General features: G+C 59.5%; 25 protein-coding genes. 10 read left to right on the forward strand and 15 right to left on the reverse strand.

What is annotated here, in order from left to right:
* Window position 1: 1 nt before the first annotated feature.
* Complete coding sequence (locus HBO41_RS17145; RefSeq protein ID WP_017135011.1) at window positions 2-661, reverse strand: CoA transferase subunit B; 660 nt, start codon at window positions 659-661, stop codon at window positions 2-4.
* A 31-nt stretch (window positions 662-692) separates the two neighbouring features.
* Window positions 693-1,391, reverse strand: a complete 699-nt coding sequence (locus HBO41_RS17150; RefSeq protein ID WP_017135012.1) for a CoA transferase subunit A — start codon at window positions 1,389-1,391, stop codon at window positions 693-695.
* A gap of 133 nt (window positions 1,392-1,524) precedes the next feature.
* Between HBO41_RS17150 and HBO41_RS17155 the strand changes: the two genes are divergently transcribed.
* Window positions 1,525-2,427 (forward strand): LysR family transcriptional regulator, encoded by a 903-nt coding sequence (locus HBO41_RS17155; RefSeq protein WP_017135013.1) that lies wholly within the window; start codon window positions 1,525-1,527, stop codon window positions 2,425-2,427.
* 122 nt (window positions 2,428-2,549) lie between these two features.
* Here HBO41_RS17155 and HBO41_RS17160 read toward each other — a convergent pair whose 3' ends face one another.
* The 6 genes from HBO41_RS17160 to HBO41_RS17185 form a co-directional block, all read right to left on the reverse strand.
* Window positions 2,550-2,879, reverse strand: a complete 330-nt coding sequence (locus HBO41_RS17160; RefSeq protein ID WP_017135014.1) for a hypothetical protein — start codon at window positions 2,877-2,879, stop codon at window positions 2,550-2,552.
* 605 nt (window positions 2,880-3,484) lie between these two features.
* The gene (locus HBO41_RS17165; protein WP_169987066.1) at window positions 3,485-4,330 is read right to left on the reverse strand and encodes an NAD-dependent protein deacetylase; all 846 of its coding nucleotides are present in this window, start codon (window positions 4,328-4,330) and stop codon (window positions 3,485-3,487) included.
* An 8-nt stretch (window positions 4,331-4,338) separates the two neighbouring features.
* Window positions 4,339-4,779, reverse strand: coding sequence for a CBS domain-containing protein (locus HBO41_RS17170; protein ID WP_017135016.1), 441 nt, complete (start codon window positions 4,777-4,779; stop codon window positions 4,339-4,341).
* Between the two features lie 132 nt (window positions 4,780-4,911).
* Entirely contained in the window at window positions 4,912-6,861 is a 1,950-nt protein-coding gene (locus HBO41_RS17175) for a DNA topoisomerase III (protein ID WP_169987069.1), read from the reverse strand.
* Between the two features lie 221 nt (window positions 6,862-7,082).
* Entirely contained in the window at window positions 7,083-8,705 is a 1,623-nt protein-coding gene (locus HBO41_RS17180) for an MFS transporter (RefSeq protein WP_017135018.1), read from the reverse strand.
* Between the two features lie 65 nt (window positions 8,706-8,770).
* Complete coding sequence (locus HBO41_RS17185; protein ID WP_169987072.1) at window positions 8,771-10,417, reverse strand: GMC family oxidoreductase; 1,647 nt, start codon at window positions 10,415-10,417, stop codon at window positions 8,771-8,773.
* Window positions 10,418-10,644: 227 nt separating this feature from the next.
* Here HBO41_RS17185 and HBO41_RS17190 point away from each other — a divergent pair, with 227 nt between their 5' ends.
* On the forward strand, window positions 10,645-11,538 hold the full coding sequence (locus HBO41_RS17190) for a LysR family transcriptional regulator (RefSeq protein ID WP_099547661.1): 894 nt from the start codon (window positions 10,645-10,647) through the stop codon (window positions 11,536-11,538).
* A gap of 135 nt (window positions 11,539-11,673) precedes the next feature.
* Here HBO41_RS17190 and HBO41_RS17195 read toward each other — a convergent pair whose 3' ends face one another.
* From HBO41_RS17195 to HBO41_RS17210, 4 genes are all read right to left on the reverse strand, one after another.
* The gene (locus tag HBO41_RS17195; RefSeq protein ID WP_169987278.1) at window positions 11,674-13,533 is read right to left on the reverse strand and encodes a DUF3857 domain-containing transglutaminase family protein; all 1,860 of its coding nucleotides are present in this window, start codon (window positions 13,531-13,533) and stop codon (window positions 11,674-11,676) included.
* A gap of 165 nt (window positions 13,534-13,698) precedes the next feature.
* On the reverse strand, window positions 13,699-14,799 hold the full coding sequence (locus HBO41_RS17200) for a DNA alkylation repair protein (RefSeq protein ID WP_017135022.1): 1,101 nt from the start codon (window positions 14,797-14,799) through the stop codon (window positions 13,699-13,701).
* 14 nt (window positions 14,800-14,813) lie between these two features.
* Window positions 14,814-16,160, reverse strand: a complete 1,347-nt coding sequence (locus HBO41_RS17205; protein WP_169987074.1) for a glutamine synthetase family protein — start codon at window positions 16,158-16,160, stop codon at window positions 14,814-14,816.
* An 11-nt stretch (window positions 16,161-16,171) separates the two neighbouring features.
* Window positions 16,172-16,729, reverse strand: a complete 558-nt coding sequence (locus HBO41_RS17210; RefSeq protein ID WP_017135024.1) for a helix-turn-helix domain-containing protein — start codon at window positions 16,727-16,729, stop codon at window positions 16,172-16,174.
* 421 nt (window positions 16,730-17,150) lie between these two features.
* On the opposite strand from HBO41_RS17210, the gene HBO41_RS17215 reads away from it, so the two are divergent.
* Window positions 17,151-17,609, forward strand: coding sequence for an REP-associated tyrosine transposase (locus tag HBO41_RS17215; protein WP_099547842.1), 459 nt, complete (start codon window positions 17,151-17,153; stop codon window positions 17,607-17,609).
* 119 nt (window positions 17,610-17,728) lie between these two features.
* Window positions 17,729-18,037, forward strand: coding sequence for an RcnB family protein (locus HBO41_RS17220; protein ID WP_017138987.1), 309 nt, complete (start codon window positions 17,729-17,731; stop codon window positions 18,035-18,037).
* A 119-nt stretch (window positions 18,038-18,156) separates the two neighbouring features.
* Here the strand turns inward: HBO41_RS17220 and HBO41_RS17225 are convergent, their stop codons facing one another.
* The 3 genes from HBO41_RS17225 to HBO41_RS17235 all read right to left on the reverse strand — a co-directional run bounded on the left by HBO41_RS17225 (window position 18,157) and on the right by HBO41_RS17235 (window position 20,324).
* Window positions 18,157-18,429: a DUF1652 domain-containing protein gene (locus tag HBO41_RS17225; RefSeq protein WP_017138988.1), complete on the reverse strand. Its 273-nt coding sequence runs from the start codon at window positions 18,427-18,429 to the stop codon at window positions 18,157-18,159.
* A gap of 14 nt (window positions 18,430-18,443) precedes the next feature.
* Window positions 18,444-18,695, reverse strand: a complete 252-nt coding sequence (locus HBO41_RS17230) for a CsbD family protein (RefSeq protein ID WP_064451786.1) — start codon at window positions 18,693-18,695, stop codon at window positions 18,444-18,446.
* Between the two features lie 132 nt (window positions 18,696-18,827).
* Complete coding sequence (locus HBO41_RS17235; protein ID WP_169987077.1) at window positions 18,828-20,324, reverse strand: PAS domain S-box protein; 1,497 nt, start codon at window positions 20,322-20,324, stop codon at window positions 18,828-18,830.
* A 171-nt stretch (window positions 20,325-20,495) separates the two neighbouring features.
* On the opposite strand from HBO41_RS17235, the gene HBO41_RS17240 reads away from it, so the two are divergent.
* The 6 genes from HBO41_RS17240 to HBO41_RS17265 all read left to right on the forward strand — a co-directional run bounded on the left by HBO41_RS17240 (window position 20,496) and on the right by HBO41_RS17265 (window position 25,440).
* Window positions 20,496-21,464, forward strand: coding sequence for a hypothetical protein (locus HBO41_RS17240; protein WP_017138991.1), 969 nt, complete (start codon window positions 20,496-20,498; stop codon window positions 21,462-21,464).
* Between the two features lie 123 nt (window positions 21,465-21,587).
* Window positions 21,588-22,208 carry a hypothetical protein gene (locus HBO41_RS17245; protein WP_017138992.1) on the forward strand — a complete coding sequence of 207 codons (621 nt, stop codon included), beginning with the start codon at window positions 21,588-21,590 and terminating at the stop codon, window positions 22,206-22,208.
* A 94-nt stretch (window positions 22,209-22,302) separates the two neighbouring features.
* Entirely contained in the window at window positions 22,303-22,647 is a 345-nt protein-coding gene (locus tag HBO41_RS17250; RefSeq protein WP_017138994.1) for an FKBP-type peptidyl-prolyl cis-trans isomerase, read from the forward strand.
* Between the two features lie 13 nt (window positions 22,648-22,660).
* Window positions 22,661-23,242, forward strand: a complete 582-nt coding sequence (locus tag HBO41_RS17255; RefSeq protein ID WP_099547667.1) for a GNAT family N-acetyltransferase — start codon at window positions 22,661-22,663, stop codon at window positions 23,240-23,242.
* A gap of 574 nt (window positions 23,243-23,816) precedes the next feature.
* On the forward strand, window positions 23,817-24,533 hold the full coding sequence (locus HBO41_RS17260) for an MgtC/SapB family protein (RefSeq protein WP_017138996.1): 717 nt from the start codon (window positions 23,817-23,819) through the stop codon (window positions 24,531-24,533).
* 262 nt (window positions 24,534-24,795) lie between these two features.
* Window positions 24,796-25,440, forward strand: coding sequence for a response regulator transcription factor (locus tag HBO41_RS17265; RefSeq protein WP_026013841.1), 645 nt, complete (start codon window positions 24,796-24,798; stop codon window positions 25,438-25,440).
* Window positions 25,441-25,446: the final 6 nt, after the last annotated feature.

Raw genomic sequence — 25,446 nt, forward strand, 5'->3', positions numbered from 1 at the left:
CTCACTGGAAGTGCATTTCTGGAACGTGGTCCGGGACGATCAGTTTACCGGCGGTCTTGCTCACAATCTCTTCAACGCTGACGCCAGGTGCGCGTTCCTTGAGGACAAAAGCGCCATTTTCGATTTCCAGGTACGCAAGGTCTGTCAGCACGCGCTTGATGCACTTGGCGCCGGTCAGCGGCAGGCTGCATTGGCTGAGCAGTTTGGACTCCCCGTCCTTGGACGCGTGGGTCATGATCACGATGATGTTTTCTGCACCGGCCACCAGGTCCATGGCGCCGCCCATGCCCTTGACCAGCTTGCCGGGGATCATCCACGACGCGATGTTGCCTTGCACGTCCACTTCAAATGCGCCGAGCACGGTGAGGTCGACATGCCCGCCGCGAATCATTGCGAAGGACTCGGCAGAGGAGAAGATCGAGGCGCCGATGCGTGCGGTCACAGTTTGTTTGCCGGCGTTGATCATGTCGGCATCGATGGTTTCTTCGGTGGGAAACGGGCCCATGCCGAGCAGGCCGTTTTCCGATTGCAGCATCACTTCCATGCCTTCGGGGATGTAGTTGGCCACCAGGGTCGGGATGCCGATGCCGAGGTTGACGTAGAAACCGTCCTGCATTTCGCGGGCGACGCGTTGAGCCATTTGTTCGCGGGTAAGAGCCATGTGTTGTCTCCTTATTATTTGGGCTGGCGGATTATTTGCGGACGGTGCGCTGTTCGATGCGCTTCTCGAAGGTGCCGCAAATGACTCGGTCGACGTAAATCCCTGGGGTGTGGATATGCGCCGGGTCCAGCTCGCCCGGTTCGACGATTTCTTCAACTTCGACCACGGTGATCTTGCCCGCAGTAGCCGCCAGCGGGTTGAAGTTCTGCGCGGTATGGCGGTAGATGACGTTGCCGAAGTGGTCGGCTTTCCAGCCTTTGACAATGGCGAAGTCGCCGGTGATGGACTCTTCCATCAGGTACGGGCGACCGTTGAACTCGCGGGTCTCCTTGCCTTCGGCCACCGGAGTGCCGACGCCGGTGGCGGTGAAGAAGGCCGGGATGCCGGCGCCGCCTGCGCGCATTTTTTCGGCCAGGGTGCCTTGGGGCGTGAGCACCACTTCGATTTCGCCGCTGAGCAGTTGCTTCTCGAACAGCGCGTTTTCACCGACGTAGGAGGCGATTACCTTGCTGATCTGCTTTTCTTCCAGCAGTACACCCAGGCCAAACCCGTCGACGCCGCAGTTGTTGGAAACCACGGTCAGGTCGCGGGTGCCTTTGCGCTTGATCTCGGCGATGAGGTTTTCTGGAATGCCGCACAGGCCAAAACCACCGGAGAGCACGGTCATGCCGTCTTCCAGGCCTGCCAGTGCTTCTTCATAGGACGCCACGCGTTTATCGAAACCTGCCATATGCACCTCTTTTATTGTTTGTGGGCCAGCCAATGAACTGAGTGTTGCGCCGACGGATTGATTTGTTAAGTTGTTTTTTAAGGTTGATTGATTTAGAAAACAGCATAGTCCAATCGCCGCCCGGAGCAGCCTCATGACCGTCAAACAGATGCGCGCCTTTCTCGCCGTGGCCCAAAGCCTGAGTTTTGCCGCCGCCTGCGAGCGCCTGCACCTTTCCCAATCGGCGCTGAGCCTGACCATCAAGGGCTTGGAGGAGGGCCTGGGTGGGCGCCTGTTCAGCCGCAATACCCGCAACGTCGCACTGACACCCGAAGGTGAATCGCTGCTGCCGTTGGCGCGCCGGTTGATTGCCGACTGGGACAATGCCGAAGACGAACTGCGTCAGCGTTTCACCCTGCAGCGTGGCCGCGTCACCGTGGCGGCGATGCCTTCGTTTGCGGGCAACCTGCTGCCACCGATTCTTAAGATATTCCGCGCACGTTACCCGCAGGTGAATGTGACGGTGCATGACCTGATCAATGAACAGGTGCTGGAAATGGTCCGCGATCGCCAAGTGGAGCTGGGCGTGGCGTTCGAGCCATCCGAAGGTTCGTCCCTGGCATTCACGCCTTTATACCTGGACCGGTTTATTGCGGTGGTGCCCGGTGATTCGCCCTTGGCGCAATGTACCGAAGTCGACTGGAAAACCCTGTTGGAACACCCGTTCATCACCCTGCAACGGCCCTCGACGGTGCGCGTGATGCTGGAGGAGCACCTTGGGGCCTTGCAGATGAAATTGCCGGTGGCGTTGGAAAGCCATCAATTGGCCACGGTCGGCAAGATGGTTGCCAGTGGCCTGGGTGTCAGCGCCGTGCCTGCATTGTGCGCACGTCAGATGGAGGAGGCGGGCGCCCATTGCATCACCTTGAGCGATCCGGTGATCGAGCGGCCGATTGGCGTACTCACCAAACCCGGTCATGAACTGTCGGCGGCGGCGCAGGTGTTGTTTGATATTTTTCGCGACGAAGCGGCGAAGGGACGTTTCCCGACGTTTTGAGCGTGCCACAAAACAAATGTGGGAGCTGGCTTGCCTGCGATAGCCAGTTAACATTCAACAAAAGTGTTGGCAGTTAAACCGTTATCGCCGGCAAGCCAGCTCCCACAGTGGGCAAGTTTTACTTAGTAGTAGCGGTCGATCACTTTAACTTGCGAGTTATCCTTGAAAGATGCCCAGGCATTGTTAAGTGTGTCGAATACTTGCTCAATGAAGTTTCGATCGGCCGCCGCTTTCTTGCCGACATAACCCTGGCCGCGGCGGTACATCTTCAGGCGCGCCGCGAGTTCACGGTGAGTGCGGTCAAACTCGGCTTCTTCGGTGTGGGGCGCCAGGCAGTCAATTTTGACTTCGCCCGACTTGCCAACCCACAGGATATGGTCGTCGAGTTTGTCTTTTTGCGCTGCGAACATCTCAGCCAATTCATCGATAGTTGGTTGGTTGTTCAGATTCATGTGTAAGCCCCTTGACCAGTTGGCGATCTATCAGTTGGTTCGTTAAAACTGCTTAGTTGTCTCCGGTTGCGAAAACCGGGCGTCAGTAACGGTCTGCCGAATACGGGCAGGGTCTTGAACCTGATGCATGTAGTCTTGCTGATGAGCGGCTACGTAATGGTTTCATCACGAAGACAAGCAGCGTTTGAGCTCCTTGTACCGATCCTTGCGGGCCGGTCAGCTTCATCAATCTGCCTTGTGGGCAGTGCACATCCGGAAAAAACAGCTCGGCGGTCAGACGAGCTTGTTCAAAACGCGTGTTACCAACGCTCCCGATCCGGGAGACGTCTCGATAATGCAAGGACAAAAAGGTTACGTCAACGATTATGTAGTGATTATTTTTAGTCACTACATAAATTGCTGTGGGGACGGGAGAATGCGGGAAAACGTGACTTGGGCGTCATTTTTTGTGCGGTGGGTCGTGGTGGGCAGATAGCCAATCCAACGCGCAATCCCTGTGGGAGCTGGCTTGCCTGCGATCGCGGTGTGTCAGCCAAAGACTTGTTAACTGATACACCGCTATCACAGGCAAGCCAGCTCCCACAGTTGGATTTTCGGTGGTTTTGCTAACTCAGTCGTTCGGCGAGCAGGGGCAACAACCGCTCGCATGACGCCTCGATTTTCACCTGCAACAGCTCATCCCCACGGGTCTTGCCCAGGTTGATGGCAATTACCGGCTTGCCTTGCTCCACCATCGCCTTGCACAGACGAAACGCCGAATAGGCCATTAGCGAAGAACCCACCACCAGCAGCCCGTCTGCATGCTCCACGGCGGCCATGGCCCTGGCTGCCGTAGCCGGTGCCACGTTCTCGCCAAAAAACACAACGTCTGGCTTCAAGCGCTCGCCATTGCAATGGGGGCAGCGAGGAACCTGGAAGCGTTCTTCAAAGGTCGGATCGAGCAGGGTGTCACCGTCGGGCGCCTGCACCGCGTGGACCTGCACCAGGTAAGGATTGTCGATTTCCATTTGCCGCTGAATCACATCGCGGGTACTGCGCTGCTGGCAGTCCAGGCACAGCACACGATGCAGGCTGCCATGCAGTTCGATCACATCATGGCTGCCGGCCTGATCATGCAGGGTGTCGACGTTTTGCGTGATTAGCCCGCTGATACGGCCACGCTGCTGCAGCGTGGCCAGCGCCAGATGAGCCTGGTTCGGCTGCGCAATACGCACCCGTGGCCAACCCAGCATGGCGCGTGCCCAATAGCGGCGACGCGCTTGCGCGGTGGCGAGGAATTCCTGGTACATCATCGGCGCCTTGCCACGGCGCACGCCTTCGCTGTCGCGATAATCCGGGATGCCCGATGACGTGCTGATACCTGCACCGGTCAAGACCAAAAAGCGTCGTTCAGCCATGGCCCGGTACAGGGTGTCGAGGTGATTTTCTTGATGGTCCAGCGTATCGAGCATGGGTTCCCCTATTCGCCGCGGATGTACTGCTCCAGCTGTTTGATCAAGTCGGTCTGTTCGGCAATGGCCTCTTTTACCAAGTCACCGATGGACAGCAGGCCCTTCAGTTCGCCGTCTTCGACCACTGGGAGGTGGCGCAAGTGACTGTCGGTCATGATGTTCATGCATTCTTCGACACTTTTATGGGTATCCACGGTGATGACCGGTGAACTCATCACCTCATGGACCTTTGTGGTAACCGAAGAGAGTCCCTTGAGGATGAGTTTGCGGGCGTAATCACGTTCGCTGATGATTCCGACAACCGCGCCGTCTTTGACCACCGGCAAGGCCCCGACGTTTTTCTCTGACATCCGCACCAGCGCCTCAAAGACCGTGTGGTCCCATTGAATGGTATGGACGTCCTGGTTCTTCTGGTCCTTGGCTTTGAGCAGTTGTGCAACGGTTTTCATGGCGGCCACTCCGGTGTTGTTATTAGGAAGTCAGCGAGTCCCTTACAGAATCCTAGACGGGCTACAGCGCCGCAAGGCCCAAAGCGGCGTTAAACCCGTCGAAAAACGTCATTCGCCGGATTATTTCGCTATTCAGCCGGCACTTTTCGGCTTTTTCGCCCGCTTTGGAGCGCCTGTCGTCTTGCGCGGTGCAGCCTTGCGCTTGTTTTTCCACGGCGTAGCACCTCGGCCTGCCGGGCTGGCTGGGCCGGTGATGGTCATGCGCATGCCATTGCAGCGTGCCACTTGTTTGCTCATCCAGGCCGCCTGCTTGGCGACGAATTCTTCCAGGCTCATTTCACCGCTTTGCACCATGTCCAGCGCCTGCTCCCAGATCGCGGTGGTGCCTGGGTCGGCAATCGCCCGAGGCACCGCGTCGATCAGGCTGAACGCCGCCGGAGTGGCTGACAGTGCCTTGCCGTTTTTGACCAGATAACCCCGGTCGAGCAAACCCTGGATAATCCCCGCGCGGGTGGCTTCGGTGCCGATGCCGGTGGTGTCCTTGAGCTTTTGCTTGAGCAGTGGGTCTTCCACCAGTTTGGCGACGTTTTTCATCGCCTTGATCAGGTCGCCCTCGGTGAAGGGCTTGGGCGGCTGGGTCCAGAGGTCCTTGAGGTTGACCTTGGCCACCGCGTAATTCTGGCCTTGCACCAAGGTCGGCAAGGCCTGCGGTGCAGGAGCTTCACGGCCTTTGGCAGGCGCCAGCGCCTCGGGCAGGGCGCGTTTCCAGCCCGGCTCGATGATGACTTTGCCTACCGCGCGCAAGGCTTGGCCGGCGCAATCGAAATCCGCCTGGGTGCGATCGTATTCATGGTTGGGCAGGAACTGCGCCAGGTAACGCGCGCGAATCAGCGTGTAGACCGCACGGTGTTTGCCGGCCAGTTGCGCGACGTCCTTACCGGCACCCGTAGGAATGATGCCGTGGTGCGCGCTGACCTTGGCGTCGTTCCAGGCCCGCGAGCGGCGTTGCGGGTTGATATGCGGCATCAACTCATTCACCGCCGCATCCGCGCGGGCCAGCGCGGCCAAGATCTTCGGCGCATCACTGTGTTGGCTGAGCGGCAGGTAGCCGCAATCACTGCGAGGGTAGGTGATGACTTTGTGGGTTTCGTAAAGGGACTGCGCGATGTCCAGGGTTTCCTGGGCGCCGAGGCCGAGCTTCTTGGAACAGATTTCCTGCAACGTGCCGAGGTCGAAGGGCAGGGGCGCCACCTCGCGCACGCGTTCGGTACGCAGTTTGACCAACCTGGCGCTGGCGGCGTTGGTCATCGCATCGGCAGCATCGCGAGCCAGTTGCGGGTTAAGACAGCGGCCTTGATCGTCGCAGGCATCCTCAGCGGCCCGCCATTGAGCCGTAAAGGTCATGCGCTCATGCCGCAAGTCGACATCAATGGCCCAGTAAGCCACCGGCACAAAGTCGGCGATGCTGCGGTCGCGGTCCACCACCAGGCGCAAGGTCGGGGTTTGCACGCGGCCCACCGGCAATACGCCTTGATACCCGGATTGACGCCCGAGCAAGGTAAACAAGCGACTCATGTTCATGCCGATCAACCAGTCGGCGCGTGAGCGGCCGAGGGCCGAGTGATACAGGCTGTAGGTTTCGGCGCCGGGTTTGAGGGCGGCGAGGGCTTTGCGAATGGAGGCGTCATCCAGCGCCGATAACCACAAACGCTGAATCGGCCCGCGATAGCGGCAATGCTCCACCAGCTCCCGGGCGATCATTTCGCCTTCGCGGTCGGCGTCGGTGGCGATCACCAGTTCCTGAGCTTCCCCGAGCAAACGCTTGACGGCCTTGAACTGGCTGGCGGTCTTGGGCTTGACCAGCATCTTCCATTTTTCCGGCACGATTGGCAGGTCGGCCAGCACCCAGCGCTTGTATTTGGCGTCGTAGGCGTCGGGTGGGGCGGTTTCCAACAGGTGACCGATGCACCAGGTGACTGTGACCCCGTTACCCAGCCAGCACCCGTCGCCACGCCGACTGGCGCCGAGCACGGCCGCGATATCCTTGGCCTGGGAGGGTTTTTCACAGAGGTACAGCCGCATGGTCATCACATCAGATCGGGTCGATGCCTTGCAGGATGCTCAGTCAAAGGCAATTGAGCAACTGTTATCTGTATGGATGTACAGCAATTTGTGTGGTCAGCACTCAGAAAAATGTGGGCACTAGCCTGCCTGCGATACGGACAACTCGGCACATCTGACACTCCGAGGTGATGCAATCGCAGGCAAGCCAGCTCCCACAGGGGGCTTCAGCGTTTTGAAGATCAGTTGTTATTGATATCCACGTTCTTGGTTTCTTTCAGGCAGAACAACCCCACAATCAAGCTCACGCCGGTTACCACCACCGGGTACCACAAGCCGTAGAAGATATCGCCGGTGTACACCACCAAGGCAAACGACACGGTCGGCAGGAACCCGCCAAACCAGCCGTTACCGATGTGGTAGGGCAGCGACATCGAGGTGTAGCGGATGCGCGTCGGGAACAGTTCCACCATCAGTGCTGCCAACGGGCCGTAGCACATGGCGGCGATCAGGATCAGCACCACGATCAGCACCACCACCATCACTTTGTTGACCTGGGCCACATCCGCCGAAGTCGGGTAGCCGGCCAGGGTTACCGCGCCGCGCAGGGCCGCTTCATCGTAACCGTCGATACGCACATCACCCACGCTCACCTGTACCGGGCTGCCGGCTGGCGCGGCGGCGCTGCTGTATGGCAGACCTTGCTTGACCAGGAAGGTCTTGACCTTGTCACACGGGCTGTCAAAACGCGCCTTGCCCACCGGGTCGAACTGGAAGGTGCAGGTGGCCGGGTCGGCCAATACGGTAATCGGCGCCTGGTGGCTGGCCTGGTCCATCGCCGGGTTGGTGTAATGCGCCAGCCCTTTGAAGATCGGAAAGTACAGTGCGGTGGCCAACAGCAAGCCGAGCATCAGCACCGGTTTGCGCCCAACCTTGTCCGACAGCCAGCCGAACAGGATGAAGAACGGCGCGCCGATCACTACGCTGATAATCAACAGCATATTGGCCAGGGCCGGGTCCATCTTCAGGAACTGCGTGAGGAAGAACAGCACATAGAACTGCGCCGCATAGAAGGTCACTGCCTGCCCGCCGTTGATGCTGAACAGCGCAATCAGCACCACCTTGAGGTTTTCCCATTTACCGAAGGATTCGCGGATCGGCGACTTGCTGGCCTTGCCTTCCTCTTTCATCTTCAGGAATGCCGGCGACTCATGCAGGCTCATGCGGATCCAGGTGGAAATGCCCAGCAGCACAATCGAGAACAGGAACGGAATGCGCCAGCCCCACACCTCGAACTGGTCGCCGGTGAAGTAACGGCAAGCCAGTACCACCAGCAGCGACAGCAGCAAGCCAAGGGTGGCTGTGGATTGAATCCAGCTGGTGTGCAGGCCGCGTTTGCCGGCCGGTGCGTGCTCGGCCACATAGGTGGCTGCGCCGCCATATTCACCGCCTAACGCCAGGCCTTGCAGCATGCGCAGCACGATCAGAATGATCGGCGCCGCAATGCCGATGCTGGCATAGGTCGGCAATAGCCCGACACAGAAGGTCGCGACACCCATCAGGATGATGGTGACCAAAAACGTGTACTTGCGCCCGATCATGTCGCCCAGGCGGCCGAACACCAACGCGCCGAACGGCCGCACCACAAAGCCTGCGGCAAAGGCCATCAAGGCGAAGATGAACGCCGTGGTGTCGTTGACCCCGGCAAAAAATTGCTTGCTGATCACCGCCGCCAGGGCGCCGTAGAGGAAAAAGTCGTACCACTCGAACACCGTCCCTAAAGACGAGGCGAAGATGACTTTCCTTGATTCGCTGCCGGTGCTCGCCTTGACGGCCGAGCCCAGGGGTTGAGCATGTTCTGACATCGGGTATCCCTCACAGTGATTATTTATTGTTGTTCCACTGTCGGCGCCGGGTGCGGCGCCGCTATTCAGATTGCATGAACCGTTTCTCTCTGCGGGGCGAGACTCCTTGTGTTCGGCGAAAGCATCAGCTGCGCTGCCTTTTCCGCAATCATCAGTGTAGGTGAGCAGGTGTTGCCGGATGTAATGCGTGGCATCACCGAGGCATCGGCAATACGCAGGCCCGGCACGCCATGTACGCGCAGTTGCGCATCGACCACTGCATCTTGGTCATCGCCCATGCGGCAAGTGCCCACCGGGTGGAAAATCGTCGTGCCGATACGCGCGGCGGCTTCATGCAGTTGTTCTTCGGTTTGCAGCGCGTCGCCCGGCAGGTATTCCACCGGCTTGAACTGGCTCAAGGCCGGTGCGGCGACGATGCGGCGGGTCAGGCGGATCGCGTCGGCGGCCACGCGCAAATCTTCGGGATGGCTGAGGTAGTTGGGCCGTATCAGGGGTGCATCCGCCGGGTTGGCGGAGCGAATATCAATGCGGCCACGGCTTTGCGGGCGCAGGTCGCACACCGACGCGGTGAATGCCGGGAAGGCATGCAACGGCTCGCCAAAACGCTCCAGTGACAGCGGCTGCACGTGGTATTCAAGATTGGCCGTAGTCTGTTCCGGGCCGGAGCGGGCGAAGGCGCCAAGCTGGCTGGGCGCCATGGACAACGGGCCGCTGCGGTCATACAGGTAGCGCAGGCCCATGCCCATTTTGCCCAACAGGGTGCCGGCGATCTGGTTCAAGGTGCGTGCGTTTTCCAGCTTGTAGATCAGGCGCAGTTGCAGGTGGTCCTGCAGGTTGCCACCGACACCCGGCAGTTCATGCAGCACGTTGATGCCCAATGGCTTGAGCACATGGGACGGGCCAATCCCCGAGCGTTGCAGGATACCCGGCGAGCCGACAGAACCGGCGCACAGGACGATTTCCTTGCGTGCCTTCCAGCTCAGTTGTTGCCCATGTTGACGCCCGACCACGGCCGAAGCGCGACCGTTTTCCAGCACTACACGATCGACTTCCACTTCGGTCAGCACGGTAAGGTTGGGGCGCTGGCGGATCGGCTTGAGAAACGCCTTCGCCGCGTTCCAGCGCACCCCGGCCTTTTGGTTGACCTGGAAGTAGCCGCAACCTTCATTGTCGCCCTGGTTGAAATCGCTGATCGGCGCGATACCACTCTGCGCCGCCGCATCGCGAAAGGCATCGAGGATCGGCCAGTGCAGGCGCTGTTGCTCCACGCGCCATTCACCGCCGTCGCTGTGAAATTCCGAGCCGCCGGCAAAATGGTTTTCGCTCTGTTTGAACAGTGGCAGCACGTCTTTCCAGGCCCAGCCGGGGTTGCCTGCGGCGGCCCAGCCGTCGTAATCCTGGGCTTGGCCACGCATATAGATCATGCCGTTGATGGACGAGCAGCCGCCCAGCACTTTGCCGCGTGGGTAACTCAGTGCACGGCCTTGCAGGCCTTCCTGGGCTTCGGTCTTGAAGCACCAGTCGGTGCGTGGGTTGCCGATGCAGAACAGGTAACCGACGGGGATGTGGATCCAGGGGTAATTGTCGCGGCCACCGGCTTCGAGCAGCAGCACGCGGTGGGCGGGGTTGGCGGACAATCGATTAGCCAGCAGGCAGCCTGCGGGGCCGGCGCCTACGACGATGTAATCGTATTCAGCAGTTGCAATGGGCATCTGAGGTCTCGCTTGTTTTTCTTATTGGGCCCATCCTAGTTGTTAGTTTTCGTCTTAAAAATGTTAGTTTTTACCCAGCTGCTGTGCGTTTTTAAACAGCGGCACTTAAACCTCGAAGCAACGTTATGCCTGTGGCGAGCGAGCAAGCTCGCTCGCTCGCCACAGTAAGCGCCAGCCACAGGTGCCGGGCCAGGCATTAGAAGGTACATTTGTCCAAGGGAGGCGACATGTTCGACTGGAATGACCTGCGGTTTTTTCTTGAGTTGCAACGCAGCGGCCGCCTGCTCACCGCTGCACAGCGCCTGAAAACCACGCACGCTACCGTGGCCCGGCATATCGAGGCCATCGAGAAAAGCCTCGGCACCGCGCTGTTCGTGCAGCATGCCCAGGGTTACGAACTGACGCCTTCCGGTGAAGCCCTGCTCAAGCACGCCGAGGCCATGGAAAACGTCGCGTTGCTGGCCGAAGACGAACTCACCCATTCCGCTGCGCCGCTGGGCAAGATCCGCCTTGGCGTGGCTGAGGGGTTGGGCGTGATGTTCCTCGCCAGCCGCATGGGCGGGCTGTTCGAGCGTTATCCAGGGCTGGAAGTGGAACTGGTGGCGGTGCCGCGCTTTGTGAGCATTCTCAACCGCGAAGCGGAAATCAGCATCCACCTCGAACGCCCCAGCGTCGACCAACTCGTCACGCGCAAACTCACCGACTACCGCCTGGCGCTCTACGCCAGCCGCGCCTACCTTGCGCGCAATCCGCCGATTGAAAAACGTGAAGACCTCGCCGCCCATGCATGGATCGATTACGTGGATGACCTGCTGTTCAGCCAGGAACTCAAGTTCCTCAGCAGCTTTTGCCGCAACCCCAAAGTGGTGTTCCACAGCACCAGCGTGATTGCTCAACACCAGGCGGCGCGTTCGGGATTGGGCATTGCGGTGCTGCCGTGCTTTATGGCTGCTGGCGACCCGGACCTGGTGCCTTTGCTGCCGGCAGAAAGCATCCAGCGCAGCTACTGGATCAGCTCGCGCCGGGAGCTGCACAAGTCAGTGCGGTTGCGGGTGTTGTGGGATTATGTGGTGGAGTTGTGTGCGCGCGAGCAAAGCTTGCTGTTAGGCGAAACCCACTGAAGAAACCGGATAAAAAAATGTGGGAGCTGGCTTGCCTGCGATGAGTCCCTGTCAGTCAACTTATTTGTTGAATGACACACTGCAATCGCAGGCAAGCCAGCTCCCACATTGGGTTTGTGTTGTGTCAGTGAGGGGTCAGAGCTTCACCACCTGATGCACCTGCTCAGCACACGCCCGCGCCTCGTCAATCATCTTGCCAAACGCTTCACTGGCGACTTCTGCATGGGTCAGCCAGCGTATCTTCTGGCTCAGGCGATAGTGATACTGCAGGCCGTCATCCGTGCGCTTGCCATCCAGATCCAGGTCATACCAGGGCGAGCGCACCTGGCAGCCGGGGATGGCTTTTTCCATCTGCCCACCGGTCAGCGTGAAACGGTAGTCGTAGGTTTCGGGGTTGCCCAGGTAAAGGTCGGCTTGTTGATCATGGCGACGGTAGTTGATGAAACCATCCCAACGGCCTTTGAGTGACTCGTCGGTGTAGACGTAGTCGTTCGCGAGCTTTTCCAGCGCGCGCTGGTCGTTCATGCTGGCGTTGACGGTGTAGCCGTCGTGCACCACGAAGGCGGTGGGTTGGCGGGTGATTTTACAGTCGCTGATTTCGTTGCCAAAGTTGCCGCAGATGTTCTGGTCGGTGGCGGTGGTGCCTTGCTGGCGGTCGGCGACGCTCATTTGCATCAGCGGCAGGCGGCTGAAGGTGATGGTGGCCTGGGTGGCGCCATTGCCTTGCTTGTCGAAGTGCACTTTTTTGTCCAGGCGCAGGGTGGTTTCCGGGCGTTCCAGCGGGATCTGTTCTTCGCGTACCTGGCCCTGAGCATCATTGACCAGCACCCAGCGGTCTTGAATGTCGGGCATGGTCTGGCCGGGTGCGAACACCGGGTTGGTCGGGTCGAGCCACCAGACCTGGCCATCGACTTCGGCACGCACGATGGCGTGGTTCGCTGCATTGGTGCCGGGGATCAACAATGAGAACGCCACGTCGCCACGGCTGACCCAGGCGGTTTCGGCCTTGATGCCGCTGGCCTTGAGCATTGCGGTCAGCAGGATCGCCAGGTCTTTGCAGTCGCCATAACCATGCTGCTCGATTTCCGCCAGGTTGAACGGCACATAACCGCGCTCGGTGGCGCGCCAGTCGCCCAGGTAGCGGTAGTGATCGTTGATGTGCTGCATCAGCGCTTCGACCTGTTGTGCCGGCGCCAGGTTGCGTGCGGCAGCTACGGCCGCGGCCGCTTGCGCCGGCAGGTTGGCGCCGAGGATCTGGTTGTAACGCTGGGCGAAATCACCGAAATACGCCTGGCGCTCCAGGGCGCTGCCCACTTCCAGGCGCGGGATGCGTTGCAGCGCGGCGCTGGAGGATTCGTTGATGTAATTGAGATAGGTCGGTTTTTTTTGCACCACGTCCAGGGTTTTGCCGTTGGCAGATGCCGTTACTTTGAAACCGTCGAACAACTCACTGCGCCACTGGATCGGGCGCTCGGCGGTAAAGCGCGCCTTGACGTGGTCGCGCCGGAATGCGCTGGGGCCAAACATGATTGCGTAGTGAAACTGGGTCACCAACGGTTTGGCGGCGCGACGTTCGCGCACGGTGTAGCGAATTTGCGTGCCTACGCGCAGGTTCGGGAAGGCCAGCGAGGTTTGCTTGTAGCGGCTGAAGCCCTGGTCCGGGTTGGGCGCGGTGCGCGTGTCGATTTGCGCGGCGTCCAGCGCGACCGGCTTGGCGCCTGGTTGGGTGGATTGCGCGCTGATCACTTCAAAGGTGTCGCCTTCGGAGTAATCGAAGTCGATGCGCGAGAGCATTTCGCGGCCGTTGGGCTTGAGGATGGTGTAGTGCTGGGTGGTGGTGCAGTCGGTGCTGGCGTCGCGGTTGAAGTGGCAGTGCAGCTCGGTGTCGCTGGCCAGCGGGGCTTCGGCCATGGGTTGCAGGGCGGCACTGACACCGTGGGAAACCAGCCCCAGGCTCAGGGCAAGCAAGGGGCAGTGAAACGAAAAACGATACAAACGGTGCGAACGGTACATTGGCGCCTCGGGTGACACAGTGGAACAACTACCCGATGGGTAGTGAGAAGGCGCCGGATGATAATGGATCGCAACAACAAAAGCCAGGATTGTCTGACAATTAATGTGTCTGAAAGGCCCGTTCTAGAGCCTTTTGGTTGATTTTTGTCAGGGTTTTAGCAGTTCAAATTCGGCACTGGCGAGCTTTTCGCCGTTCACCAGCACATGCACCCAGTGCTTGCCTGCGTAATGCTTGCGCGTGGTCAACTCGCGAATATGTTGTTCGCGGCGGATGCTCTGATGTTCGCCCGCGCCCAGGGTAAATGCCTTGAGCTTGAACACTTTGGCCGCGCTATGGCCGGCACTTTTTACGTAGTCGATGGCGTAGTCGACCACCAGCTTCTGCGCGGCGGTGGCGGTGGATTCCAGACTGAACGACAGGTTGATCCGCTCGCCCAGGTTGATCACCGCCGGTGTGACTTTCAGGTGGTGAATGTTTACCTCGGCCTTGGCGCCGGCGCCCATGATCGTGAGTGCGCGGGTATTGCCTTGCTTGATCAGGCTGCGCAAGGCGTGCCGGGCGATCCAGGCCGTGTGCGGGTTGTCCAGGTTCCAGCCTTCGATCAGGCTGAGCACCCAGTCCGGGTGGTCCTTGGTGATGTCGTTGAGGTGGTTGGCCACCGACTTGCGCACATACAGGCTGCTGTCGGCCTTGAGGTTATCCAGGATCGAGGCGCACAGCTGCGGGTTGGCCTGCACCGCCGCCAAGCGAAAGGACCAGGGCAGGCGAGGGCGCGAGCCTTCACTGGCAAGGCGCCGCACATGTTCGTTGGCGTCCAGCGACCACTGCTGCATCGCGGCCAGGGTACGCTCGAAGTCGTTCAACAAGAACGGGCGAATGGCGAACTCGGCCGAGCCAAACACGGTGAAGTATTTGAGCGCGGCCATGGAGCGCTTGAAGTCACTTTGCCCGTAACTGGCCACGTAGTGCGGCAGAAACAGGCACACAAATGAACTGTTCAGTCGCGGAGCCAGCGCATGCAGCAGCTTGAGGGTTTGCGCGTAATCCAGTGGGATTACCGCATGCAGGCTCTCACTGACCCGCGCCATGCGCTGCATCACCGACAACTCGGCCAGCCCGGCTTTGGCGTGCTTTAGAAACCCTTTTGCATCAAAGGCCGGGTACACCGCTGTCATTTCACTGGCGATGTGTTGCAGGCGTTCAACGTTGAAGATTTCCTTGAGGGCCGGGGCGCTTTGGTCGGTCATCGGTGATTCCATGGCTAGAGAAACCAGCGGTATTCCCGCGCGTTGATCTCTTGTTGAAAGGCCAAGTGGTCCTGGCGTTTGTTTTCGCAGTACACGTCGATAAATTCGGCGCCCAGCTTATCGCGCAATACCGCTTGATGCTGCATGGCGCGTACGGCATCGAGCATTTCCAGGGGGAAGTCGGCGCCGCTGTTACGGTCCTCATTCAGCGGGGCGATGGGTTCTTGCCTGGCTTCAAGGCCATGCTCCAACCCTGCCAGGATCGCTGCCAGCACCAGGTAGGGGTTGGCATCGGCACTGGCCAGGCGGTGTTCGATGCGCAGGTTGCGCGGGTCGGAATCGGGAATACGCACGCACGCGTCGCGGTCTTCAAAGCCCCAGCTGGCACGCGTTGCCGCGTTCACGGTGCCACCCAAGCGGCGGAAGGCGTTGTGGTTGGGCGAGAAAATCGGCATGCAGTGCGGCAACAATTCCAGGCAACCGGCCACCGCGTGGCGCAGCGGTTGCTGCTGGTGCGCCGCGAGTAAATTATTGCCCGCGCCGTCATACAGGCTGACATGCACATGCATGCCGCTGCCGGGAAATTGCAGGTAAGGCTTGGCCATAAAGCTGGCGCGGTAGCCATGCTTGAGTGCCACGCCACGCGTGCTGCGGCAGAACAGCGCGGCCCAGTCGGCGGCGCGCAGGCCGTCGTCGCAGTGGCCGAAGTTGATCTCGAACTGGCCAGGGCCGAGTTCGGCGGTGATCACCGTGATGTCGATGCCTTGGGCCTGGGCGGTTTGCGCCATGTCGTCGAGCACTTCGCTGAAGCGCGACAACCGCTCGATGTGCAGGTTGGGCTGGTCGTCAGCGTCATCACTGAGCGGGTCGCGGGCAAATTGCGGCAGGCCGTCGTCAAGTTTTTTATCGAGCAGGTAAAACTCCAGCTCAAACGCCACCACCGGGTGAATGCCCTTGTGCTGCAGGCGCTCCAGCACCTTGGCCAGGACTTCACGTGGTTCAAACTCGATGGGCGCTTCAGTGCCATCCGAGGTGATCAGCATCTGCCCCAGCGGTTGCGCTTCCCAGCTCACCGGCTTGAGCGTGCCCGGCACCAGGCGGCGGTTGGCATCCGGGTCGCCGTCGTGGAAGCAATAGTCACCAATTTTGAACAGCCCGCCCTGGGCGCCCAGCAGCACGGCATTTTGCGGCAGCTTCAGCGGGCTGCCGGCGGCGACTTTTTCGAGCATCTCCACCGGGTAGCGCTTGCCGTAGAAATGGCCGGGAATGTCCAGGGCGATCAGGTCGACGTAACGCACCTCGGGGTGGTTCTGGCGAAAGGTCCGTACTTCGGCCAGCAACGTGGAGGATTGGCTTTTCACGGGTGTTGCTCCTAGTTGTAAACCCACAATACGCGGGCGGGCAGATCAGTCAGGTTGGCGTAGCGGCAATGGGCAAAACTGGCCAGGTGGAAGCTGTCGCCTTGGCCGAGGGTGACCGAATCGGCTTCACCTTCCACCCATAGCGTCAGCTCGCCCTCCAGTACAAAACCGGCCTGTTCGGCGCGATCGCTCATGGTGTGCTCGCCACTGTTGGCGCCGGGCGCCAACAGGCTGTCGAGCATCGAAAAGGCGCCGTGCATGCTTGGCGAAACCAGAATGTCGGTGATGCCATTGGCGTAATACACCGTGCGCCGCTCGTTGGGGCGTGTGACCCAGTCGACGGCCTTGGGTTTGGGCAGGCTGTAGAAGTAGGTGGTGGGCACATCCAGGGCGTGGCTGATGGCAGTCAGGTCGGCCACAGTAGGGCGTGACAGGCCGCGTTCGACTTGAGACAAAAAGCCCACCGAGCGCTCGATTTTTTGCGCGAGTTGGGCGAGCGTGAGTTTCTTGTGCTTGCGCAGATCGTGGATGAGCACAGCCAGGGCGTCGAGTTCTTGTTGTTGGTTCATGAAATTTATGTCGAGAAATTTCATGAAAAATTACACGGATTATTTCACGGTGGCAATGGGTGTGGCATAGCTTTTGTGGCGAGGGAGCAAGCTCCCTCGCCACAGTGGGGGGCGTGACATAGTGGGAAACTGAATGGTCCAGGCCAGTGGTGGAGGGTGTTTTATCAGCGCACACCTGCTGTCTAAGCTTTTGTGGCGAGGGAGCTTGCTCCCGCTGGGCCGCGAAGCGGCCCCAATCGATCCACTGCGTTGGTTCAGGTGTTACTCGGCCAGCCTTTTTGGGGCTGCTGCGCAGCCCAGCGGGAGCAAGCTCCCTCGCCACAGTGGAGGGGCGTGACATAGTGGGAAACTGAATTGAACGGAGGTATTGCTGTGGCTTGCTAGGGTGAATGGATCATTCATTCAATCGGAGAGCAAAGGATTGCTTCAGAAACCCAATTCTCACCTATTGCGACGTGGCCGTTATTCAGAGGCGGGTCGGGCTTACTTGGTAACTGCTGTGGTCTATCAGCGCCGCCCGGTGTTTGCCAATTTTCGCTTGGGGCGGTTGTTGGTGGCAGAGTTCAAACAGGCTCATGACCTTGAGATGGTTAACTCTTTGGCTTGGGTCATCATGCCAGACCATTTCCATTGGCTATTTGAACTCAGAGCCGCATCGTTGCCGCAAGTGATGAAAAGGGTGAAGTCGCGCAGCACATTGACCATCAATCGAGCCTGTCATGCACGGGGCGCGTTCTGGCAGTGCGGGTACCATGATCGCGCAGCGCGCGCTGAGGAGGATCTTATAAAGATCGCACGCTACATAATTGGCAACCCATTGCGCGCTGGGTTGGCTGAACATATCGGCGATTATCCGCTCTGGGACGCAGCCTGGTTATAGACCCGGCGCCCTTGTGGCGAGGGAGCAAGCTCCCTTGCCACAGGAAGGGTGCAAACTTGAATGATTCCATGCGCCTGCGGTCGGAACCTGGGTACGCATCATTCATTGAAGGAGCACCCATGAAGTCCAAGACCCTAGCCGCTTGCCTGCTGCTCACCGCTGGCCTGTCCACCGTCAGCTTTGTCGTGCAGGCCGGTGATACACCCCAGGAAACCGTGCAGCCTTCCAGCATCAATACGCGGGATCTGAAAGAAGGTGATCGCGCCCCGGATATCCTGATGCGCAAGGAATCGGCGGTCAGCGACTGGAAAAAACGCGGCCTCAAGCAGCCTGAGGCAGACAGCCAATGGGCGCGGGTGGGTGATAAGTTTGTGCTGCTCAAAACCACCAACGGCACCATTCTTGAGATCACCCCCGTCAAGCGGTGATCGGTCTGTTTTCCTCGCTCTTGCGTTAAGGTAACCGGCCACACCGGTCGTGTTACCTCACCCATCACTTCGGCCTCGGCGTCACCCAGGTCGACCTGGATATCAGCCTGCCTTCATTTTCATTGGGCCGTCGTTGAAGGCAGATCATCCAGTGTGAGCTTGCCGACGTTGTTGCTTTGCAGTTCGTAGCGCAACTCTTCAACCATCTTGGCCACTTCTTGCGCGGTTTGCAGCCGGTTGGTGCTGATGCCTGTCACCACCAGATCAACACGGCCGGTTTCGGCGTCGTAGACCTTGAGGGTCAGGGACGCGTCCCGGCACAGGGTGAACTCGCAGGTCAGCGGTGACAAACCTTCTTCGATGCAGTTGCGCAGTTGAGAGAGGGTAAACATGGGCCTCGGCCTCCTCAACGACGACGCAGCAACAGGCCCACAAGCAGGCCGATACCGGCGACGACAGCCACGGTAGCCAGGGGTTTGTTTTTGGCGAAATCACTGACAGTGTCCAGCGCGTCGCCGTACGTTTGCTGCAGTTGACCTGCGGCCTGACGCGCCACACCTTCAGCCTGCAATTGTTCATCGCCGGTGAGGTCGCCGATAAAGCCCTGGGCCTTGCCGGCAACCTTCTCTACGGCGCCTTTGACTTGTTCGCTTTTCATCGTGCTTTCCTTGGAAGAGATCAAACCATTACGGCACGGGACCAAAGGCCCTGTGCCCACCCTTCAAGGTTAAGCAGCGTACGCCAGCGCAATAAGGCGAATTTGCACTGGTCGCACTAGTGCATTTGCACTCTATGGTTTGCTTTTGACGCGCAGTTCGCCGGCAAACAAGCCGCGCTCCCTGGCCCATACAATGGCCGCGCTGCGGCTGTGCACACCGAGTTTGGAGTACACCGTGGCCACATGATTACGCACCGTGTTGGGCGCAAGCTTCAGGCGCGAGGCAATTTCCTTGTCGGCCAGGCCTTCGCAGATCAAACCCAGCACATCACGCTCACGGGCGGTAAGGTCGGTGAAGGCTACGTTCGGCAGGTTGGGGCTGTTGACGCTCTTGGCGTTGGCCAGTTTCTCGATCAGGGTCTGGCTGAACCAGGAGGCGTCTTGCATCACCTCCTCAATGGCCGCCACCAGCTCCAGCTCCGAGCGTTTGCGTTCGGTGATGTTCATCATCACCAACAGGTAGCAGGGCACGTCCTCGATAATCACTGTGTCGGCGGAGACCACGCAGTCGATCACCTCGTTGCCTTTCTTGCGCACCTTGAGGTCTTGGCCTTCGAGGTTGCCGGCTTTTTCCAGGGTGGCGAACAACTGCGCTCCAGCAGGGGCGCTGTCGATGAAGTTGATGTCCTCAACGTTCTTGCCGATCAGCTCTTCGCTGATGTAACCGGTGATGTTCATGAACGCTTCGTTGATGTCCACCACTTGCCGGTTGGCGGCGTTGCACACCAGGGTCGGCACCGGCGTGAGGCGAAAGGATTTGGCGAACCGTTCTTCGCTCTGGCGCAGGGCGATTTCTGCCTTGCGCCGTGGCTCCAGGTCGGTAAAGGAAAACAGCATGCAGTCTTCCTCGTTCATGTCCAACGGCTGGCCGGCGACAATCACCAGTTTGCTGCCGCCTTCGGGCAGGCGCAGTTCAGCCTGCATCTGCGGGATGGTCGCACCTTCGCTCAGGCGCTGAATGGCCAGGTCCTTGCGATCGGCGTGTTCCAGTACATCCAGTTCATAGACGGATTTGCCGATGACCTGATCGCGGTTGTAACCGGTCATCTCCAGGAAACCCTGGTTAACCTTGATGTAGCGCAGGTCGCTGAGGCGGCAGATCACCGCGGGTGCCGGGTTGGCGTTGAAGGTTTTTTCGAAGCGCTGCTCGGCGCTGGCCCATTCGGTGGCGTCGCTGAGGATCAGCACCAGCAGTTCCGGTTCACCGTGGGCGTCCGTCAGCACCAGGCTGCGCAAGCGATGCACCCAACTGCGGTCCTCGTCGTCAACGGGGGTGACTTCCACCACCACATCGCTGAATTCTTCACCGGCTGCGATTCGGCTGAGCGGGTAGCTGTCCAGCGGCAAAGGATGGTTGTTGCGATAGCGCAAGGCAAAGCGCTTGGCGTATTGCTCGGTATTGGCGCCGAGCTGCTCGACCTCACTGACCCCGTGCATGGCCAGCGCGGCTTCGTTGGCCCACAGAATGGTCTGGTCGACTTCGGCCAGGATCACACCGTCCGATAACCCGGAGATGATCTGCTGCAATTGGCGGCGGTTGGTTTCTTTGGCAAGAACGTCCTGGGTCATGGTCTCTCCGGGGATGGGCGCATGAAGGGTACGACACCCAGGCATCAGGATAGTGCACACAACGTGCCCGTTGCGGGGTGCGAATGCACCAGATGCTCTGGTGCATTTGAGCGGGGACGACCGGCAGCGGTCTCGCCAGACTGATACGGTCAACCACTCAAAGGATTAATCATGACAACTGTCTATGAAACCAATCGTTCACCGTTTCGCGTGTCCTGGAGCTCTGTGCTGGCCGGTAGTGCAATTGCCCTGGTGACCTACCTGGTACTCAGCGTGCTCGGCACGGCCATCGGCGCCAGTGCCGTCAACCCGATGGAAGCGGGCAACCCCCTGAGCGGCTTCGGCACCGGCGCCGGGATCTGGCTGTTTGTCTCCACCCTGGTGGCTGTCGGCCTCGGCGCCTTTGTGGCCGGGCGCACTGCACCGGACCGTGGCGGCTTGCACGGCGTATTGACCTGGACCTTCACCACCTTGCTCACCACCTGGCTGCTGGCTGGCCTGGCCGCCAGCGTGGTCGGCACCGCCGGTAACGTAGTAGGCAAAGGCTTGTCCGCCGCCGGCAGTGGTATCGCCGCTGCTGCGCCTGGGATCGGCAACAGCATCAAGCAGCAGTTGAACGAGCAGGGTATCCAACTGGACTGGAACAGCCTGCAAGGCCAACTCGACACCTTGCTCAAGCAAAGCGGCAAGCCTGAGCTGGACCCTGCCAACGTCGAGCAGAAAACCGACCAGGCCGCCGCCGACGGCAAGCAATCGGCCAAGGACGCCGCGACCAACCCTGCCCAGGCCGGTGATGAGTTGAAGCAGTGGTTCGAACGCGTCAAAGCCTCCGGCGAGCCTGCGTTGAATGCTGCGGACAAAGACGCGCTGGTCAACATCGTGGCCGCCCGTACCGGCAAGAGCAAAGCCGAAGCCACGCAGATCGTCGACAACTATGCCCAGGCTTATCAGCAAGCCATGCAGAAGGTCGATGAGCTGAAACAGCAAGCCGAACAGAAAGCCCGTGAAGCCGGTGAAGTAGCGGCTAAACAGCTGTCCCGCGCTGCATGGAGCACCTTGGCCATGTTGCTGCTGGGTGCAGCCTTGAGCTTCTTTGTGGGTCGTACCGCGCTGACCACGCGTCGCGTGCCGTTGGCTTAAGCTGAGCATGTGCGGCATGGATGCCGCCTGTGGAAGCTGGTTATGGAGTGAACTCGCTACCCCCTGCGCTCGAATGAATGCGTAAAATACCGGCTTTTTACGTGTATCACGCAAAGGTGCCCCTTGAGCGCAGGTAAAGCTGTCGGACTGTTATTACTCACCTCCCTGTTGGCGGCGTGCGGTACTTCGCCGCCACGCACGCCAAACGACATCTGCGGCATCTTCCGTGAAAAAGATGACTGGTACGACGCCGCCAAGGTCACGCAAAAGCGCTGGGGCGTGCCGATCCAGGTGCCGTTCGCGATCATGTATCAAGAGTCGGGCTTCCGCCAGGATGCCAAGACACCACGCAAATACCTGCTATGGATCATCCCCTGGGGGCGCGTGTCCACCGCCGAAGGCTATTCCCAGGCCAAGGATGAAGTGTGGAACGACTACCGCAAGAGCACCGGCCGCAGCGGTGCGAGCCGTCAGGATTTCGATGACTCCATCGACTTTGTGGGGTGGTACATGGACAAGACCTACACCATCAACGGCGTGTACAAATACGACGCCTACGGCCAATACCTGAACTACCACGAAGGCTGGGGCGGCTATCGCCAGCGTACCTATGCGGCCAAAGCCTGGCTGCCGCCGGTGGCGAGCAAGGTGCAGGCGCGCTCGCAGATGTACGCGGCGCAATATGCGCGCTGTAAGGATGATTTGGGCCGCGGGTTCTGGAGCCGGTTCTGGCATTGGTTGTAAGGAACGATCGGCATAAGGGTGTGGCGAGGGCGCACTTGCCAAGCTCATTTTATTCTGGGAAAACCCCAGTCTTAACTCATCCAACGAGAGCCCCATGAGCAACGATGAACTCCAGATCACCGACACCCGCCTGGGCACCGGCAAAGCCGTGGTCAAGGGGGCGCTGATCACCACCCAATACACCGGCACCCTCGAAGACGGCACCGTGTTCGATTCGTCCTGGGAGCGCGGCAAGCCGTTCCAGTGCGTGATCGGCACCGGGCGCGTAATCAAGGGCTGGGACCAGGGCTTGATGGGCATGCAGGTGGGTGGCGTGCGCACACTGTTTGTGCCGGCGCACCTGGCCTATGGCGAGCGTTCGATGGGCGCGCATATCACGCCCAACAGCAATCTGCGCTTTGAAATCGAGTTGTTGGAAGTGCTGACGCGCGACGATTGAAGGGGAAGTAAACATGGAGGTTGATTGCGCACTCGAAGGTATTCGAGTGGTTGAACTGTACGACGGCGACGCGGCCGAACTGCAGTGTTTTTTTGACCAGGCACCCGAGTATTTCATCGCGGTCAATGGTGAGCCGGCCACACCGACCGAAGCGCACGAAGAGTTACAGGGTCAGTTGCCGGCAGGTTGGCGTTGCAGCCGGATGTACTGGCTGGGTTATCGCGATACGCAGGACCAACTGGCCGCCGTCGTGAACATCGCGGCCGACTTGCTGGCCGTCGGCGTGTGGCATATCGGTTTGCTGCTGGTGCATACGCGCCTGCATGGCACCGGGTTCGCGCGACAATTGCATGCCGATCTTGAAGCGTGGGCGGTGAGCAACGGTGCCCAGTGGCTGCGGTTGACGGTGGTGGTCGGAAATACCAAGGCCGAGCGCTTCTGGCCCAAGCTTGGGTATGTGCAGGTGCGCACGCGTGAAGGCATCAGGATGGGTCGGCAGGTCAACAGGGTGTCTATTCAGGTCAAGCCGCTGGCAGGTGGGCAGATGGACGAGTACTTGAAACGGGTTGAGCGGGATCGGCCCGATATGCCGTAATAGCGGACGTGCACACTCCTTGTGGGAGCTGGCTTGCCTGCGATGACGCAGTGTCAGGCAATAAACCTCCAGCAGACAGACCGCTATCGCAGGCAAGCCAGCTCCCACAGTTGATCTTCGGCGTGACCCAAAAAACAGTTGCTGAACTCACCCTGAACAATCCACCTAAACCCCTATGGTAAATTCTCCTACGGTTTACTCCCTCGAAAACGCGGCGTAAACTCCGCGCGTTTTCATCAATAGCGGAGACCCTCAGTGGGTACTTGTTCGAGCGACAGTCGTCGGCCGGTTTCGGTAACTGGCACATACTTGGCAAGGTAACGCGCATTTTTCCTGATGCCGTTGTCTCGCCTCAAAAAGCGAGAAGCGGTATTCCGGCAGCGGCCAGTCCTGGCACCTGCCTGCATCCCTCTCATCGACGCTGACCAGCACCTCAAATCACTTGGGATGCTACGGACGCGCCTGCCTTTTACGGCGGGCGGGCCAAGCTGACCGTGCCTTTAAACGGGGACGGTGCAGTCGGTCGTACCTGCACTAAGGTTTCTGGCATGCGCAGCAGTCATGGAGAATTTTTATGCAGGCAATCAACAACATCAACCTCAACTCTTTAGTCGATACCGTGGTCAGCCTTACCGCGGCGTTTATCCTCGGTGGCTTGATCGGTTTCGAACGCCAGTACCGCCAGCGCACGGCGGGCTTGCGCACTAATGTGCTGGTGGCAGTGGGCGCGGCGATCTTCGTCGACATGGCCAACCGCCTGGGTGGCGCGGAAGGCGCGGTGCGGGTGGTTGCGTACGTGGTCTCGGGCATCGGCTTTTTGGGCGCTGGCGTGATCATGCGTGAAGAAGGCAACGTGCGTGGGCTCAACACTGCTGCGACGTTGTGGGCTTCGGCAGCGGTGGGGGCGTGTGCGGGGGCTGACCTGATCCTCGAAGCACTGCTGGGCACGCTATTTGTGCTGGCGGCCAACACCTTGCTGCGGCCGATCGTCAATAACATCAACCGTCAGCCTTTGGACGTGGTGTCGGCGGAGGTCACCAACATCCTCTATGTCATCGCCCAGCGCAGCCAGCAGCAGGCAGTGATGGTGCTGCTGGAGGCCGAACTGGCGCGGTGCAACTACCCGGCCAGCGACGTCGATGTGCGGCCGTTCGGCAGCGAAGAAGTGGAGATCGAGGCCACCCTGGCCGCGACCTCGGTAGACGGCGACGAACTGGACGCGCTGGTGGCGCGAATTTCCACCTCGACACTGGTGGTGCAAGCGTTCTGGAGCCCGAGTACCACTGACTGACACGCGCTCAACGGCTACTTTTGCGAAGAAAAATCCTACATCTGATTGGGATTGCCCCTTCGGTCAATACGTCATTTCGTTGTTAAGGTTGCGCACTTGCAGCTAGCCGGTGGTCACGGTTTGGCTATACGTGCTCGATGTGACTTCGATAGAAGCGGACCACCTGAGTGACGGCAGTACCGCTGGTCGAAACTGTCATTTCTCACAGGTAGTGGTGTCCCGTGTGATGTGTAAGGGTACTTATTCTTTTCAGGGTAGTGATATGAGCAAAGCGCTAAGTAGTGGGACCGTGTTAGTTGTGGACGATCATCCGTTTATACGGGCAACCGTCAAGCATTTGCTCAAGTGCGAAGGCTTCACTGACATCGAGGAAGCCGGTACGGGGGCGGACGCGCTTCAGAAGGTTAGAGAGAAGCGTCCAGTCTTGATTATTCTCGATCTGGCCATTCCAAAACTGGGTGGGCTGGAGGTGATCAGCCGGGTCAAGGCGCTGGGTGTGCCGTGCAAAATTCTGGTACTGACGTCGTATCTGCCGGAGTTTTTTTCCACGCGGTGCATGCGTGCAGGCGCCATGGGGTTTGTCGCCAAGACCGGAGAGCTGGAGGAGCTGCAAAAAGCCATTAAGGCGGTGATGTCCAACTACAACTGCTTCCCCAGTCTGCCGAGCAGTTCGGTGCGTCGTGATGATTTGCAGACCACCGAGCACGAGCTGGTGCACTCGCTTTCAGACCGCGAGCTGGCAGTGCTGAGGATGTTGGCGTTGGGTTTTACCAACAACAAAATTGCTGCAGATATGCTGCTGAGCCACAAGACCATCAGCACCTACAAGACCCGGCTCAAGGAGAAGCTGCGGATGACGTCTGTGGTGCACATGGCCAAGTTTGCCCAGCGTAATCATCTGATCTGAATCGAC

The organism is Pseudomonas sp. WS 5146 (genome assembly GCF_012985495.1).
Lineage (GTDB): Bacteria > Pseudomonadota > Gammaproteobacteria > Pseudomonadales > Pseudomonadaceae > Aquipseudomonas > Aquipseudomonas edaphica.